The 16038-nt window shown below is 62.6% G+C and carries 16 protein-coding genes; 9 read left to right on the forward strand and 7 right to left on the reverse strand.

Annotated features, from left to right (window positions below; translation table 11 throughout):
- The first annotated feature begins 63 nt into the window (after nucleotides 1-63).
- Entirely contained in the window at nucleotides 64-960 is an 897-nt protein-coding gene (locus AB4048_RS08220) for a LysR family transcriptional regulator (protein ID WP_442201438.1), read from the forward strand.
- Nucleotides 961-1069: 109 nt separating this feature from the next.
- Here the strand turns inward: AB4048_RS08220 and AB4048_RS08225 are convergent, their stop codons facing one another.
- A complete protein-coding gene (locus tag AB4048_RS08225; protein WP_442201439.1) occupies nucleotides 1070-2341 on the reverse strand; it encodes a DUF3422 family protein in 1272 nt (423 codons plus the stop codon).
- 310 nt (nucleotides 2342-2651) lie between these two features.
- Here AB4048_RS08225 and AB4048_RS08230 point away from each other — a divergent pair, with 310 nt between their 5' ends.
- From AB4048_RS08230 to AB4048_RS08250, 5 genes are all read left to right on the forward strand, one after another.
- Nucleotides 2652-3164, forward strand: coding sequence for an NUDIX hydrolase (locus tag AB4048_RS08230; protein WP_442201440.1), 513 nt, complete (start codon nucleotides 2652-2654; stop codon nucleotides 3162-3164).
- A 192-nt stretch (nucleotides 3165-3356) separates the two neighbouring features.
- Nucleotides 3357-4862, forward strand: coding sequence for an inorganic phosphate transporter (locus AB4048_RS08235; RefSeq protein ID WP_442201441.1), 1506 nt, complete (start codon nucleotides 3357-3359; stop codon nucleotides 4860-4862).
- A 10-nt stretch (nucleotides 4863-4872) separates the two neighbouring features.
- Nucleotides 4873-5610, forward strand: coding sequence for a 16S rRNA (uracil(1498)-N(3))-methyltransferase (locus AB4048_RS08240; protein WP_442201442.1), 738 nt, complete (start codon nucleotides 4873-4875; stop codon nucleotides 5608-5610).
- Nucleotides 5611-5756: 146 nt separating this feature from the next.
- Nucleotides 5757-7130 (forward strand): glutamate--cysteine ligase, encoded by a 1374-nt coding sequence (locus AB4048_RS08245; protein WP_442201443.1) that lies wholly within the window; start codon nucleotides 5757-5759, stop codon nucleotides 7128-7130.
- Between the two features lie 119 nt (nucleotides 7131-7249).
- Nucleotides 7250-8122: a DUF937 domain-containing protein gene (locus AB4048_RS08250; RefSeq protein WP_442201444.1), complete on the forward strand. Its 873-nt coding sequence runs from the start codon at nucleotides 7250-7252 to the stop codon at nucleotides 8120-8122.
- A gap of 108 nt (nucleotides 8123-8230) precedes the next feature.
- On the opposite strand, the gene AB4048_RS08255 is transcribed toward AB4048_RS08250, so the two are convergent.
- Nucleotides 8231-8518 carry a DUF1127 domain-containing protein gene (locus AB4048_RS08255; RefSeq protein ID WP_442201445.1) on the reverse strand — a complete coding sequence of 96 codons (288 nt, stop codon included), beginning with the start codon at nucleotides 8516-8518 and terminating at the stop codon, nucleotides 8231-8233.
- 253 nt (nucleotides 8519-8771) lie between these two features.
- On the opposite strand from AB4048_RS08255, the gene AB4048_RS08260 reads away from it, so the two are divergent.
- Both AB4048_RS08260 and AB4048_RS08265 read left to right on the forward strand, forming a co-directional pair.
- The gene (locus tag AB4048_RS08260; protein WP_442201446.1) at nucleotides 8772-9722 is read left to right on the forward strand and encodes a LysR substrate-binding domain-containing protein; all 951 of its coding nucleotides are present in this window, start codon (nucleotides 8772-8774) and stop codon (nucleotides 9720-9722) included.
- A 71-nt stretch (nucleotides 9723-9793) separates the two neighbouring features.
- Entirely contained in the window at nucleotides 9794-10693 is a 900-nt protein-coding gene (locus AB4048_RS08265; protein WP_442201447.1) for a LysR substrate-binding domain-containing protein, read from the forward strand.
- Between the two features lie 18 nt (nucleotides 10694-10711).
- On the opposite strand, the gene AB4048_RS08270 is transcribed toward AB4048_RS08265, so the two are convergent.
- The 4 genes from AB4048_RS08270 to guaB all read right to left on the reverse strand — a co-directional run bounded on the left by AB4048_RS08270 (nucleotide 10712) and on the right by guaB (nucleotide 14213).
- Nucleotides 10712-11587, reverse strand: a complete 876-nt coding sequence (locus tag AB4048_RS08270; RefSeq protein WP_442201448.1) for a dienelactone hydrolase family protein — start codon at nucleotides 11585-11587, stop codon at nucleotides 10712-10714.
- A 94-nt stretch (nucleotides 11588-11681) separates the two neighbouring features.
- Nucleotides 11682-12098, reverse strand: coding sequence for an MAPEG family protein (locus AB4048_RS08275; RefSeq protein WP_442201449.1), 417 nt, complete (start codon nucleotides 12096-12098; stop codon nucleotides 11682-11684).
- Nucleotides 12099-12141: 43 nt separating this feature from the next.
- A complete protein-coding gene (locus tag AB4048_RS08280) occupies nucleotides 12142-12717 on the reverse strand; it encodes a hypothetical protein (RefSeq protein WP_442201450.1) in 576 nt (191 codons plus the stop codon).
- Nucleotides 12717-14213: an IMP dehydrogenase gene (gene guaB, locus AB4048_RS08285; protein WP_442201451.1), complete on the reverse strand. Its 1497-nt coding sequence runs from the start codon at nucleotides 14211-14213 to the stop codon at nucleotides 12717-12719. Before guaB ends, AB4048_RS08280 begins: the two co-directional genes overlap by 1 nt.
- A 188-nt stretch (nucleotides 14214-14401) precedes the next feature.
- On the opposite strand from guaB, the gene AB4048_RS08290 reads away from it, so the two are divergent.
- On the forward strand, nucleotides 14402-14830 hold the full coding sequence (locus AB4048_RS08290; protein ID WP_442201452.1) for an OsmC family protein: 429 nt from the start codon (nucleotides 14402-14404) through the stop codon (nucleotides 14828-14830).
- A 27-nt stretch (nucleotides 14831-14857) separates the two neighbouring features.
- On the opposite strand, the gene AB4048_RS08295 is transcribed toward AB4048_RS08290, so the two are convergent.
- Nucleotides 14858-15958: a heparin lyase I family protein gene (locus tag AB4048_RS08295; RefSeq protein ID WP_442201453.1), complete on the reverse strand. Its 1101-nt coding sequence runs from the start codon at nucleotides 15956-15958 to the stop codon at nucleotides 14858-14860.
- Between the last annotated feature and the right edge of the window lie 80 nt (nucleotides 15959-16038).

The raw sequence follows: 16038 nt of genomic DNA on the forward strand, positions 1-16038 counted from the left end.
TTTCGCTTCACGGGCGCAAATGCTAAGCACTTATGCCTAAAGGGAAAAAGTGAAACGCAGCGCATGACGAACCTCGGCGATCTCGAAATATTCGCAAGCGTCGTATCCGCCGGCAGCATGTCGCTTGCCGGCCGGGCGCTCGGCCTGTCGCCGGCCGTTATTTCCAAGCGCATCAAGCGTCTTGAAGTTCGCCTCGGCGCCCGCCTCTTGCAGCGCACGACGCGGCAGATCTCGCTGACTGAGGCCGGCCAGGGCTTTTACGACCGCGTGCTTGCCGTTCTGGCAGGACTTGAGGAGGCCGAAGCCTATATCGCCGGCCGCTCGACCGAGATGCAGGGCACGCTAAAAATCTCGGCGCCGACCTCCTTCGGGCGCATGCACGTCGCCCCGCATTTGAAGAGCTTCATGGACGCCCATCCGGATCTCTCCGTCAATCTCGTGCTGAGCGATGCGCTCACCGATATCATCGGCGGCGGCTTCGATCTCGCCATCCGCATCGCGGAACTCACCGATTCGAGCCTCGTGGCGCGACGATTGGCGCCGGTTCGCCGCATCCTCTGCGCCTCGCCGGAGTATATCGCCGCCCACGGCGCGCCTGAAGACGTCGAGGATCTGCGCCGCCACATTTGCCTGCCGCCGCACAACAACGACGTCTGGCGGCTGGAAGGGCCGAACGGCGCAATGACGATCAAGCCCATGGGCCGTCTCGTCACCAATTCCAGCGAGGTGATCCGCGAAGCGGTGATTGCCGGCCAGGGTATTGCGCTCCGCTCTACCTGGGACATTGGCCCGGAACTCAAGTCCGGGCAGCTCGTGCAGGTCCTGCCGGCTTATGAAGGCTCCCGGGGAGTGGCGCTTTCGGCCGTCTACCCGAGCCGCCAGTTCCTGCCGGCGAAGATACGCCTCTTCATCGACTATCTCACGGATCTCTACGGCCCCGTTCCCTACTGGGAGCGGTAGGAATTAGCTACAGCACATCTGCTTTTCCTTGAATCGCAGACCGGCTCTATCCTTTTTGTTTTCACGCAATTCCGGACGGAAAACCGTTTCACACTTTTCCTGGAATTGCTTAGTGCTCCTCGACGTGGCGTTTGCGGATACGGCGCATGACCAGCCAGACGGTGAGCACCACCAAGGGAACAGCCATGGCGGTGAGAACGGGCGGCTCTATGGGGATGACGTCGTGGCCGATGCCTTCGGCAACGTGCGCCAGAAGGCCGATGACATAGTAGGAGATCGCGGCGACCGACAGGCCCTCCACCGTCTGCTGCAGGCGAAGCTGCAGATTGGCGCGGCGGTCCATGGATGCGAGAAGCTCGGAATTCTGCCGTTCCAGCTCGACGTCGATCCAGCTGCGCACGAGGCTCGTCGCACGGGTGAGCTTGCGCGACAGGTTCTCCTGACGCTCCTCGACGGATTGGCAGGTGCGCATGGCAGGCGCCAAACGCCTTTCCAGAAAGGAGCCAAGCGTTTCGTAGCCGGGCATGGCGGCCTCGGCGAGCATCGCGACCCGTTCGCTGACGATGCCGTCATAGGCGCGGCTGGCGCCGAACCGATAGAGGCTGAGCGCGGCGTTGGCCTCGAGTTCCGCCGCAAGCCGCGTGATCTCGCCGAGCATCTCGTCGGCCTCGTCGCGGGCATAGTCGCGCATGCGCTGGGTGATCGCCGTCAACCCGTCCTCGATCCGCCGGATTTCCGGCGAGAGCGTCTGGGCGAGCGGCAACCCGAGCATGGCGAGCGTGCGATAGGTTTCGATATCGAGAAGGCGCTGGACCAGAGCGCCGCGCCCCGCCTCGGTCAGGCCCCGGTCGATCAGAAGGATCTGCGTGAGGCCGTCGCCGTTCTGGCGGAAATCGGTGAGGATCGCCGCCTGCCCGTTCTTGGTGTCGCTGCAACAGAGGCTTGCCGGATCGAAGATGGCGACGGCTTCGTCGCGCGCCTTGCCTTCCGGGCGGATCTCCAGCCGAATGCCTGAAACCAGCATGCCAGGCGGAGAAAAGCCGCCGCCGAAGGGATGCACCGCCACCTCGTCGCCGAAATGCTCCGGCGGCGGCCCGTCCCAGAACCACGTCGAAAATTCCGTATGCCGTTCCCACCGAAGCGTGCCCTGCCCCCACGGCATCGCGTGATGGCGCGCGTCTTTTTCCGGCGGCGCCACGCCACGCGCGCGTGACAGCTCCGATATCACGGCGTGGTGCACCGCAGAACCGCCGTCCATCATGAAGGCAAGCTGGAAAATAACCCGTGGAGACGACACCAGCGCGTAGGGCCTGGCATGGATCTCCCCGAGCGCCCGCGCCCGATCTGGCGCCGGCGGAAAAGCGAAATGCCCATTCGGCATGCAGTTGGTCCCCTCAAGCCCGCATGTGGAACGTCAGCCCCATCCTTAGCGAAGGAAACGCGGTCAGGGAATAAGGATCGTGAGAACAATATGCCGCATGCCGGTACCTCGCCCATTGGTGGAAGTGAATCCAAGTCGCAAATAAGGTAAGCTACGGCGCAAATCGGACGTAAATCGGCGCTACTGGTGCCTATCAAGCGATTATACAAAATTGTGCCTGTGCGCTGTTTCGCACGCAAGAATGACGCAAGTTTCCATTACAATACATATATTGAGAGCGATTCTCTCGAAGAGATGCGCAGGTGCCCGATTGACCCTACTTACCCGTTTGGCGAGTGATGTGCAGCTGATGTTCCGGCGACCGCCGCGACAGCAGTATGCCGCGCTCTGCTATCGGGTCAAAAAGAAGACGGGCGAATTGGAGCTGATGCTGATGACCAGCCGCGACACCGGCCGCTGGGTCATTCCCAAGGGTTGGCCGATGCCGGGCAAGCTGTCGCACGAAGTGGCCGCACAGGAAGCCTTGGAGGAAGCCGGCGTTCGCGGGACGATCGAGGCCGAGCCTCTCGGCACCTTCGGCTATGGCAAGACGATGAAGAATGGCGTCAAGCTCGAATGCCAGGTTCAGGTCTATGCTCTCGAGGTCACCGGCCAGGCCAAGAACTTCAAGGAAAAGGGCGAACGCACGCTCGAATGGATCTCCCCGACGGAAGCCGCGACCCGCGTGCAGGAACCGGGGCTGCGCCAGATGATCGACGCCTTCGCGCGCCGGATGGCCGACCGCGCGGCTCGGGCCGGGAAAGACGTCCAGCAGGAAGTATGACCCCGACGCCGATGGCACACGCCATCGCCATTCTTCTTCTTTCGCGATAAAACCCCGTCTCTTGTGGATGAACGCCCGGGCGAGACCGTGGCCTATGCCTTTGGCGGCGCAATTGATTTAAGAATGAATTGTGCGGCAGCGCGCTCACCGCTCGATCTGCGAGGGCGCGGGATTCGCGACAGAAGGAATGGAATGCCTGATCGGCCGGCGCGACTGACGAAGCCTACGCTCGACAAGGACCTCGACAAGCTCACCCATGTCGAGGACACGATCCGCTATGTCACCCGCCCACTCGTCGCTCCCGGCATCGCCCTGATCTTCCTCGGGCTTGCCATGCTTTTCGCCGGCTTCTACGTGCTGGATCGCCCGCGCGTGACGCTGACGGTGGCCGCAACGGCGCTCGCCGGCTATATGGCGCTCAACATCGGCGCCAAGGACGTCGCCAACAATGTCGGCGCAGCCGTCGGCGCCCGCGCGATCACCATTCCAAGCGCCCTCGTCATGGCCGCGATTTGCGAAATCCTCGGCGCCACCATTGCCGGCGGGCCGGTCATCGCCACGGTCTCCTCGCATATTGTCGACGTCACCGAGGCTGCCAACACCGGAAAGCTTACCTGGCTGATGATGGCCGCGTTGCTGTCGGCCGCGATCTGGATCAACCTTGCCACTTGGCTGAAGGCTCCCGTCTCGACGACGCATGCGATCGTGGGCGCCGTCGTTGGAGCCGGGATCGCGTCTTCAGGGCCGGGCCTCGTGAACTGGCACGTGATGCTGGCGATCTCCTCGGCCTGGGTCGTAACGCCTATCCTCGCCGGCGCGCTGGCAGCGCTCTTCCTCTTCTTCATCAAGACTTTCATCATCTACCGCGAAGACAAGATCGCCGGCGCCAAATACTGGATTCCCGTTCTGATGGGGGTGATGGCCGGGATCTTCGCGACCTATATTCTGGTGCAGACGACGCCTGCGGAGAACCTATCCGGCTCGGCCAAGGCCTTGATCGGCCTGGGTGTCGGGCTGGCGGCATGGCTGATCGCCCGGCCGCTGGTCATCAGGCAATCGGTGGGTCTCGACAACAAGAACAGCGCGCTGCGCACGCTCTTTCGCCTGCCGCTGGTCGGTTCAGCGGCACTCCTCTCGTTCGCCCACGGTGCCAACGACGTCGCAAACGCCATCGGTCCGCTGGCCGCGATCGTGCGCGCCGGCGGATCGAAGTTCGTCGCGCCGCCGGGCGGCCCTGCTCCCTTGTGGGTGGTGTTGATTGGCGCTTGCGGCATCTCGGTTGGCCTTCTACTTTTCGGGCCGCGCCTGATCAGGCTCGTCGGCGAGCAGATCACCAAGCTCAACCCCATGCGCGCCTACTGCGTGGCGCTCTCGGCGGCCTCGACCGTCATCGTCGCCGCATCGCTCGGCCTGCCCGTCAGCTCGACGCATGTGGCGGTCGGCTCCGTCTTCGGGGTCGGCTTCTTCCGTGAATGGTACACCACGCATTCAAAGCGACGGCTTGCGTACCTGCGCCACAAGTCCGAGCACCTGGAGATCGAGGAGCCGGAGGAGCGCAACATCGACGAGATCCGGCGCCGCCGGCTGGTCCGGCGCTCGCATTTCATGACCATCATCGCCGCCTGGATAGTGACGGTGCCGGTTTCGGCGACGCTTGCGGCGATCGTCTATTGGGCTATGGTCGCGCTCTTTGTGTGAGGGGTAGAGCATGCGCGCCAATTTCCGGATGCAGCGGTTATTCGTGTCGAGCGACATCGTCGGCGGGGTCGGCATCGAGGCTAATGCCGACCAGTTCAACTATCTCGCCAACGTGCTCAGGTTGGACGACGGCGCGGACATCCTTGTCTTCAACGGCCGCGATGGCGAGTGGGCGGCAAGCATCTCCTTTCCGAGCCGCAAGCGAATCCTGCTGAAGCCGTCAGAACAAACGCGGCCCCAGCCAGCACCGGCCGATCTTCACTATCTCTTCGCCCCGCTCAAGGTCGGCCGCCTCGACTATCTGGTGCAGAAGGCCGTCGAGATGGGCGCCGGCCTTCTGCAGCCGGTGATGACGCAGCACGTGCAGGGCAAGATCACCAATATCGACAAGCTGAGGTCAAATGTCGTCGAGGCGGCCGAGCAGTGCGGCATTCTTAGCATTCCTGATGTAGCCGAGCCCGAGAGGCTTGCCGATCTTCTCGAGCGCTGGCCCAGGGATCGCCACATCATCTATTGCGACGAGGGCGACGCCGGACAAAACCCGCTGCCCATTTTGCAAACCATCAAGGAGCGGAAGCTCGCACTGCTGGTCGGACCGGAGGGCGGTTTTTCGGAAGCCGAACGCCAGCTGCTGCGAAGCCTCGATTTCGTCACCGCGATCCCGCTCGGCCCTCGCATCCTGCGCGCCGATACGGCAGCGGTCGCGGCGATGGCGATCATCCAGGCCGCAATCGGCGACTGGAATTGAGGGCTGGCAATCAGGCCACACAAGGGCCTATTTTTTTGAACCGCCCTTGAAAGAAATTCACTTGCACCGTACCTCAATCCGCGTCAATCACCCTACCAGTTGGGCTGCGATCTTCGCGGGCCGTCCCTAGCATTTAAGGTATTCCCATGGCGCGCGACACCACCGACCAGACTCCGCTCTCTTCGGTCTCGGAACTGACCGGTTATCTCGCCGAAGGCGCCAAGCCGACGGAGCGATTCCGCATCGGCACCGAGCATGAGAAATTCGCGTTCTTCCGCGCCGACAACAGTCCCGTGCCGTATTTCGGCGATGCGAGCATCTCCGCTCTCTTGACCGGCATGCGCGACAAGCTCGGCTGGGACGAAATCGTCGACGCCGGCCACATCATCGGGCTTGCCGAGCCGTCCGGCATGGGCGCCATCTCGATCGAGCCCGGCGGTCAGTTCGAGCTCTCGGGCGCGCCGCTCGAAACCATCCATCAGACCTGCAAGGAATCGAACCAGCATCTCGCGACCGTGCGTGAAATCGCCGAACCGATGGGTATCCGCTTCCTCGGCATCGGCGGCAGCCCGAAATGGACGCTCGCCGAGACGCCGCGCATGCCGAAGTCGCGCTACGACATCATGACCCGCTATATGCCGAAGGTCGGCACGAAGGGGCTCGACATGATGTACCGCACCTGCACGATCCAGGTGAACCTCGACTTCTCCTCGGAAGACGACATGCGTCGCAAGATGCGGGTGTCGATGAAGCTGCAGTCGCTCGCAACCGCGCTCTTTGCCTCTTCGCCCTTCACCGAAAGCAAGCCCAACGGACTTGTCTCCTGGCGTGGCGATATCTGGCGCGACACGGACAACCGCCGTTCCGGTCTTCTCGATTTCACCTTCCGCGAAGATTTCGGTTTCAGCGACTATGTCGCGTGGGCGCTCGACGTGCCGATGTACTTCATCGTGCGCGACGGGCGCTATCACGACTGTACGCATGTCACCTTCCGCCAGTTCATGAACGGAGCGCTCAAGGGCGAGATTGCCGCCTGGGAGCCGACCATGGGCGACTGGACCAACCATCTCTCGACGCTCTTTCCGGACGTGCGCCTGAAGCGCTTCCTCGAGATGCGCGGCGCCGACGGCGGTCCGTGGCGGCGTATCTGCGCGCTGCCGGCGTTCTGGGTGGGGCTTCTCTATGACGACGCGGCGCTCGAGGCCGCGGACCGGCTGACCAAGGATTGGGGCTTCGCCGAGGTCGATACGCTTAGAAACGCAGTGCCGGTCGAAGGCCTGAAAGCGGATTTCCGGGGCCGTCCGCTCCTGGACATCGCCCGCGATGTCGTCGGCATTTCGCGCGACGGATTGAAATCGCGCGGACGCCTCAATGGCGACGGCCAGGACGAAAGCGTCTTCCTTGCGCCGCTCGAAGAAGTGCTGGCCAAGAAGGCCACTCTCGCTGACGACCTGCTCATGCTTTACCGCGGCCGCTGGAATGGCTCGGTCGAGCCGGTTTTCGAGGAATATCAATACTGATCGCGCGATGGGTTAGTTCACGCGAACATATTGAAACGATGAAAAAGCCGTTTGCGTGCGACCTTTTCAGGCTATAGTGGCGAAGCGATACGGCTTGCCATTCCGGGAAAGGGACTACGATGCTGCCACTCTTCGACATGATGATGCAGGCGCAGAACGGTGCGGCGATGGAGGCGGTCTCCAAGCAGTTCAATCTGGCCCAGGAACAGGCGACCAAGGCGATGGCGGCCCTCATGCCGGCCTTCTCTTCCGCCTTCAAGCGCAGCGCTGCCGATCCGAGCGCGTTCACCAATGTCATGCAGACGATCTTCTCCGGCGCCTATGCCAAGTATTTCGAAGACATGACGAAGGCGTTTACGCCCGAGGGCATCGCCGACGGCAACAAGGCCTTGGCGCAGCTGTTCGGCTCCAAGGATGTTTCCCGCGCGATAGCGGCGCAGGCCGCTCAGATGACCGGCATCGGCCAGGAAATCTACAAGCAGATGCTGCCGGTCATGGCCGACACGCTGATGGGCGGGCTGTTCAAGGAAACTTCCGGGCAGATGAAGGCGGCCGCAAATCCGTTTGTCGGCACCCCCATGGGTGCCATGATGCAGAATTGGCTGGAAACGATCGGTTTTGCACCGAAGCCGGTGCAGACGCCTAACTTCTTCGACAATCCGTTCACGCAGGCGATGGGCCAAATGTTCGGCGGCAAGGCCGCCGAAACCCAGCAGGCCGGCAATCCCTTCATGGACAATCCTTTCGCGAAGGCATTCCAGGACATGATGCGCAACTTCCCGATGCCGGCCGAAGCCAAGCCGCCTGTCGAGGAAGCGCAAAAACCGACCCCCGGCGTCGACATGACCGCCTATAGCGAAATGATGAGCGCAATGTTCGACAGCGGCCTCGAGGTGCAAAAGAACTACCAGAAGAACATGGAAGCAATCTTCGACAGCTATATGCAGCCCGCTGCTTCGCCCCCGAAACCGGCGGCGCCGACCAAGAAGTAGGCGGCGATTGACCGCTGCATAAAAAAAACCCGGCGTCGGCAAGCCGAACACCGGGAAGCGGCAGGGTTTTTGGCTATCGCCCTGCGGGGAAAGACGTAGCGAGCGGGATCAGTCCCGCAGCGAATTCAGGCGACGCGCACGCTTGCGGGCCGCGTTGGAAAGGTAGCACGAGGGATCCTCGAAGAAGGTCGAGGTACGGAATGCCGTATCGAGGTCGGACCGCGTCAAGCCGATGTCCATCAGCCTCTCGTCGTCCCAATCCTGCAGTCTGCTGATCGAGAGCCGATTGAAGCTGGCCCGCCGAAACGACGATAGGGCCGCGAAGAAGCGCTCACGGCGCGACGGCAACGCCGAGGTTGCCGATGAAATGCCGAATATCCGTTCTGCCATGCTCATGGCGATATCCTTTCATCAAGACGACGCGGCCTTCTCCCGGACGGGGCGATCCGGGAGCAAGGGCGTCGCGCGCATGGAAACCGCACCCTCCCCGGGAGGTCTTGGGAGGAACCGCGGCAGCGCTGGGGCGGACAAGCAGGGGGTTTGTCCAAGAGCTGTCGTTGATTTGCAGGTCCAAGATTACTACGGGCTATTGATCAGTCCAACGAATGTTTCTAATGTTTACCATCAACCATTTTCATAGGTGCATGCCATGTCGGCGCCGTTAGATATCGACCAGTTGCAGACCTTCATCGCCATCGTGGATTCCGGCAGCTTCACCAAGGCGGCCGACCGCGTGTTCAAGACGCAATCGGCGGTGTCGATGCAGATGCGCCGTCTCGAGGAACGCGTCGGAAAGCAGCTCTTCATCAAGGATGGACGCGGCAACCGGCTGACCGCCGAGGGCGAAAAGCTTTTGAACTACGCGCGCCGCATCATCCGGCTCAACAACGAAGCGATTGCCGCCTTCGACGACAATCGCCTCGAAGGCACGCTGCGCATCGGTACCCCCGACGACTATGCCGACCGCTACATGCCGGAAATCATCGGCCGGTTTGCGAAGACGCACCCGAATGTCGAACTCTATATCGTCTGCGAGCCCTCGGTGGACCTTGCCGAGCGCATGCATCGCGGCGAACTCGACATCGCGCTCGTGACACACAATCCGCGCGCGCGGATTTCCGACGTGGTGCGCACCGAGCCCCTGTGCTGGGTCGGGTCGGCCAACCATCCGATCCGCGACGATGCACCGGTGCCGCTCGCCGTGGGCCGGCGCGACTGCCAATGGCGCCAGCTTGCCTGTTCGGCGCTGGACGCCGTCGGCCGCGAATATCAGATCCTCTTCACCAGTTGGTCATGCACGGTCGTCGCGGCCGCCGTCCTTGCAGGGATGGCAGTCTCCGTCGTCCCCGAATCGGCGCTCCGCACCGGGATGAAGGTCTTGAGCAAGGCAGACGGTTTTCCGACGCTGCCGCCGGTGCAGATCGGGATCATGCGTCGGCCGGGCGTGTCGGCTTCGCTGATGAACGCCATCACGGCCCACATCACCGCCTGCCTCGACAATATCACGCCGGCAGCCGTCGATGATCTCGATCAGGAAGCAAAGACCCTCGCCCGCACCTATCCGAGGTTGCGCGCGGGTCAGGTGATGCCTGGCTGGTGATTTGTCGCGATTGACCGGCGATAACTTCTGATCGTATTTTCCCGGGATTTCGCTCGGAAAAAATAATCACGATGCTCACTCTTCGCCAGATGCGCTACTTCGAGGCCCTCGCCTCCGCTCGTCATTTCGGCCGCGCGGCCAAGCTTGCCCATATCAGCCAGCCGGCGCTGTCGACCCAGATCATGGAGATGGAAGCTTACCTCGGCGCCAAACTCGTGGAGCGTAGCCGCTCGGGCGTCATTCTGACGGTGAAGGGCGCCGAGGTGCTGGCGCATGTCCGCCGCGTGCTCGAAGAGGTCGAGCGGTTGGAGCGCAGCGCCCGCCGCGGCGGGAGCGTGCTGGAGGGTCTCGTCCGGATCGGCATCATACCGACGGTCGCCCCTTACCTCGTCCCCCAACTCATTCCGCATCTGCGCCGATCCTACCCTGCGATGGAGATCGAGTTGAAGGAGGCGATGACCGACGTGCTGACGGCCGATCTCGTCGAAGGAAGGCTCGACGCTATCGTTGCCGCCCTGCCGCTCGACGCAGAAGGGCTGGAAACAAGGACGCTCTTCACCGACCGCTTCTTCATGGCAACGGCGCAGAACGACGGCGACATTCTCGCCTCGCCGATGACGGAGATGGAAGTGGATCTGGACCGACTGCTGCTCCTGGAAGAGGGCCATTGCCTGCGCGACCAGGCACTCGCGGTCTGCGGCGCCGGCAAGCGCAGCCTCGTCAATTTTGGGGCGACCTCCATGTCGACGCTGTTGCAGATGGTCGCGCACGACATGGGCGTGACCCTCATTCCCGAAATGGCGATCGCCAGCGAAACCAGCCGCAACGCCATCCGCGTCGTGCCCTTCGCGGACCCGCAGCCGTCGCGCCGGATCGGGCTTGCCTGGCGGCGGAGCAGCCAGCGCGACCGAGACATGCAGGCGCTGGCCGAGGCGATCATCGCCGTCGCCCAAGCGCCATCAGCGGCGTGACCCGCTCGATTGGGGCGTTCAGGCCAGATATTTTTTCAGAAACGCCACCGTGCGCTTCCAGGCGAGATCTGCCGCATTCTTGTCGTAGCGCGCGGCGGACGTATCGTTGTTGAAGGCGTGATTGACGCCGTCATAGACATAGATCTCGAAGGTCTTGTCGTTTTCGTCCAAAGCGTCGCGATAGGCGTCGATCCCGGCATTGATGCGCTCGTCCAACCCGGCGTAGTGCAGAAGCAACGCGGCCTTGATGCCCGGTACGTCGGTCAGCGGCGGCTGGGCGCCGTAGTAGGCAACGCCTGCCTTCAGGTCCGTGGATTTGGTGGCAAAGCGATTGACGACACCGCCACCCCAGCAGAAGCCGATGATGCCGACATTTCCATTCGTACCGTCGAGTTTTGAAAGATAGGCAAGACTAGACTGAGCATCGGCAACAGTCGCCGCCGCATCCAGTTTGCTGAACAGGTCGCGCGCCTTGTCCTCGTCGTCGGGGGTGCCGCCGAGCGGCGACAGAAAGTCCGGCGCCAGGGCCACGAACCCCTCCAGCGCCAGCCGCCGGGCGACATCGCGGATATGCGAATTCAGCCCGCGATTTTCGTGGACCACGATGACCGCCGGCAACTTGTCCGCCGCATCCACCGGCCGCACGAGATAGCCTTTCATTTCGCCGGCGCCGCCGGGATAGGTAACGACCTCCGCTTTCAACCGCTTGTCGTCGGCCGCGATCATTTCCGCGCTCGCCTTGCTGGCCCCGATCAGCGGCGCGATCGCGGCGGCCGCACCCGCGGAACCCGCGAGCTTCGTCAGCTTTTCCATGAAACCGCGCCGGTCGAGGGTCAGATGCGTGTACTCGTCATAAGCATCGATCATCGCTTGCGTAATTGCGGGCTTGTCCATCTCGTGCCTCCTCTGCGGGTCTCCCGACAATAGGATAGGTCAGCGAACACAACCGTATGAACACAACTTTGTTACCGGGAAAGATCGGACTGGCTCAGGAAAGAACAAACCACACGGCAAGCCACGCCCACATCGCCGCGAGCGTCAGGAAGCCGAGGAGAAACAGCGGTCCGCGAAGGCTCAGCCGGTTGATCGTCACATGCACGTAGGCATGGGCGTAGCGAGAGGCGACGAAGATCCAGGCGAGCACCATGGCGAGCAGATTGTCGGCTTGCGCGACATAGAGCACGATCGATACGGCATAAAAGAGAACCGGAAGCTCGAACTGATTGGCGATGCTGTTGCGCACGACCAGGCTTTCAGAGGGCTCGTCTCGATTTTCGCGAAATACCGACCGATCCGCCTTGCCCGCCTTCACGATTGCCGCGCGCCGCATCGCAAGCAGCCCGTAAAGAAGGAAGACAAGCAGCACGTGGGCCACCATGGGCCAGAACATTTCGTAACCGGTCACGCAGAAAACTCCCTGGATTTGGCGGAGCGCGAAAGAGAAGCGCTCAGCGCGGCTGTTCGCCGCGACCGGAGAGGTAGCGAAGAATCAGAGAACGGACCAGCAGAATGACGGTGATCGCCAAGGCTGCGAACTTCAGCCGCACCAGAAAGGGAAGCGCCGACGCCAACATCGACACCGTGGCGTCCGAAGGCAGCGCCGGCGGAAAGAGCATCAGCCCGGCAATATTCTCCGCGTAGTCGACAACGACGTAGAGCACGGGCAGGAAGAAAATGGCGGCCAGCGCGATAGCCGGGACCGGCCGGCCGAAGACGGATCCCCCGACACCGACAAACCGCAAGAGCACGATGAGAAGCAGTGCGACGGCTGCAGGCAGGATCAGTTCGGGACCGAGATAGAGGCCGCGCTGGATCGCGGCGGCATCGGGGTGGTCGCGCAGATATTGCAGCATGCCGATCACGTCGCTGGCGTCATAGCCCGCCATCCGCGCATCCAAAAGCTCGCGTCCGCCACTTGCCGCGCGGAACGGAACGACGAAACCGATGTAGCTCCACGCGAAAAGCGCCGCGCAGAAGAGTGCGAGACCCACGGCGAAGGCCGCCGAGGGTCTGGCGCGATGCATTACGCGCCGCCCGGATAGTTCGGGCTTTCGCGGGTGATGGTGACGTCATGGGCGTGGCTTTCGCGCAGGCCCGCGCCGGAGATGCGCACGAAGGTGGCGCGCTCCTGGAATTCCTTGAGGTCCTTGCCGCCGACATAGCCCATGGCCGCCTTGAGGCCACCGCCAAGCTGGTGCAGCACGCCTGAGACCGGACCCTTATAGGGAACCTGACCCTCGATGCCCTCAGGCACAAGCTTCAGCGTATCGCGCACTTCCGCCTGGAAATAGCGGTCGGCGGAGCCGCGCGCCATGGCGCCGACGGAGCCCATGCCCCGATAGGCCTTGAAGGAACGCCCCTGGTAGAGATAGACCTCGCCCGGGCTCTCGTCGGTGCCCGCGAGCAACGAGCCGATCATGCAGGCAGAGGCGCCGGCGGCGATCGCCTTCGCGAGATCGCCGGAGAACTTGATACCGCCATCGGCAATCACCGGAATGTTCTGCTTCTCGGCGGCTTCCACCGCGGACATGATCGCCGCGAGCTGCGGCACCCCGACGCCGGCGACGATGCGCGTCGTGCAGATCGATCCGGGGCCGATGCCGACCTTGACGGCATCCGCGCCTGCGTCGATCAACGCCTTGGTGCCGTCGGCGGTCGCGACGTTGCCGGCCATGATACGCACCGAGTTCGACAGCGTCTTGACGCGGGTGACGGCGTCGAGCACACGCTGCGAATGGCCGTGCGCGGTGTCGACCACCAGCAGGTCGACGCCGGCGGCGATGAGACGCTCGGCACGCTCGAAGCCGTCGTCACCGACGCTGATGGCGGCAGCTGCGCGAAGCCGGCCTTGCGCGTCCTTCGAGGCGTTCGGGTTCAGCTGCGACTTTTCGATGTCCTTGACGGTGATCAGGCCGACGCAGCGCCCCTCGCCGTCGACCACCAGCAGCTTCTCGATGCGGTGCGTGTGCAGCAGGCGCTTGGCTTCCTGCTGGTCGACGCTTTCCTTCACCGTGACGAGGTTTTCGCGCGTCATCAGCTCGTAGATCTTCTGGTTCGGATCGGAGGCGAAGCGTACGTCGCGGTTGGTGAGGATACCGACCAGGCGGCCGCTTTTCTGGCCGCCGCCGTTCTCCACCACCGGAATACCGGAGATGGAATAGTGCTTCATGAGGCTGAGGGCGTCTGCGAGCGTGGCCTCGGGGCCGATCGTTACCGGGTTGACGACCATGCCGCTTTCGAACTTCTTGACCTGATGAACTTGCTCGGCCTGCTCGATCGGCGAAAGGTTGCGATGAATGACGCCGAGGCCGCCGGCCTGGGCCATGGCGATCGCGAGCCGTCCTTCCGTCACCGTATCCATGGCCGAGGAGAGGATCGGCAGGTTGAGCTCGATGTCCTGGGCGATGCGGGTGGAGATATTCGTCTGGCCGGGCATGACTTCGGAGTGCCCGGGCTGCAGGAGCACGTCGTCGAAGGTTAGGGCGTCCGCCCCGGTTGCCGTCTCAATGATACGTGCCATCGCCAATTCCTTCGGTTTAAAAAACAGGAACACTCCGGACGAATCCGCCGGGCGGTCTTGCAAAAGTTGCTAGGAAGTTGGCGAGGGCTGGTAACACGTCTATGACAGGAAGGGAATAGCAAAAGTGGCGACGGCGTTCGCGGCGAAAGAACCGAAAACGCCAATGACTAGCAACAGGACGGAATCTCATGAAAGCGCGCATCAAATGGGTTGAGGACAGGACCTTCGTCGGCGAGTCCGGCAGCGGACACAAGGTTGTGCTCGGGACAGCGTTTGGGCCGGACGGGCGTTCGCCGGGGCCGAGCCCGATGGAACTGGTGTTGATCGGCACGGGAGGCTGCTCGGCCTTCGACGTCATTCACATCCTGGAAAAGGGGCGCGAGAAGGTCGAGGACTGCGTCGTCGAACTCGATGCGGACCGCGCGGAAAGCGACCCGAAGGTCTTTACGCGCATCCACATGCACTTCGTGGTCAAGGGGCATAACCTGGCGATCGCGAAGGTCGAKCGCGCCATCGCCTTGTCGCTCGAGAAATACTGCTCCGCATCGGCGATGATGGCCAAGACCGCAACGATCACGCATGATTTCGAAGTCGTGGAGACGGGCGCGGCAAGCTGACAAGCCGACCGGCCGCCGAATGTCGTCTCAACGGACGGGGCAAAAAGACACCAGCCCTTCCCGCGATGGCGCCTGTGAAAACTCGTCGAATTGGAACGTGAAGGTACCGGGCAGACGGACCCTGTAGGTGCCGAACTTGAAGTATGGTCCGACCGGATCGACCGGACGGTCCTTTCTCAGGGTTCTGCCGATATTGCCGCGAACGGATACGATCTTCTGTCCGTTCGCCCAGACATCGACCTCGCCCTTCGTGCGGGGACCGTACTCGTTGTCGGTGCGGCCGGGCTTGATGCGATAGACCATGTCGACCCACCCCTTGGTCGGATCAGGGAGCCGATTGTCCTTTTCCGTCGTGATTTCGATGTCGGCCGCGCCGATATATTTTTCCGGCTCGGAGAGGAAGTACAGCGAGCCGAAGTGGGCAAGCAGGACGCTCTCGACGCCCATCGCCCTCGACAGGCTGTTGGTCTCTTCAGATTGCTGATCATGCTGCAGGAGCGCCAGGAGCTTCTGGTTGAAAAACTGTCGTGAAAGACCAGGCTGCATCCTCGTCATCATGTCGAGCGCCTGCAGGGACTTGACGGCGCTGACCGCACGCTGGTCATGGGGGTTGATTTTCGAAAGCATGTCCTGAGCCGAGACGACGCGGTCGGGATCTCCATCGGCCGTCGCAACCACGCGTCTGACGTCGTTGTCCTGCACTGTTATGTGAAAGACCCCGTTGTCGAAGCGCTGGGCGACCATCGGACTACGGTCGCCCGGCCCCTTCCACTGGCCGATGACGGCGCGCCCGCTTCCCATGGACGGCACGTCGCCTGAGATGCGGAAGCTGAACGCGTACCACATCTCCTCTCCGAAGCTCGGCCATGTCTTTCTTGCGGTTCGCAGTTCGGCGCGCTGGCAGTCGTCCTCGCACATGACGCCGTTGTCTCCGTCGCGCGTCACAACCTCGATCGCCGAGGCGCCGCAACGGCCGGGCTTGGTGAAATCGAACTGGCCCGGCAGGATCTCTTGCGTCGTCCACTTCGACTTGCTCAGTCTGCCGGAGTCGAACCGGTCGTGGAGCGTCTGCGCCGAGATCGGAGCGGCGCAGCAGGTGAACGCGATAGCAATGGCCACTCCACGCATTTTCAAGCTCCCGAGGAGCGGATAGCCGGCATCGTATATTTAACGCTAGGTCGACGTCGGATTTTCTGTCAAGGGCCGGC

Origin of the sequence: Rhizobium sp. RAF56 (assembly GCF_052113965.1) — a bacterium.
Taxonomy (GTDB): domain Bacteria; phylum Pseudomonadota; class Alphaproteobacteria; order Rhizobiales; family Rhizobiaceae; genus Rhizobium.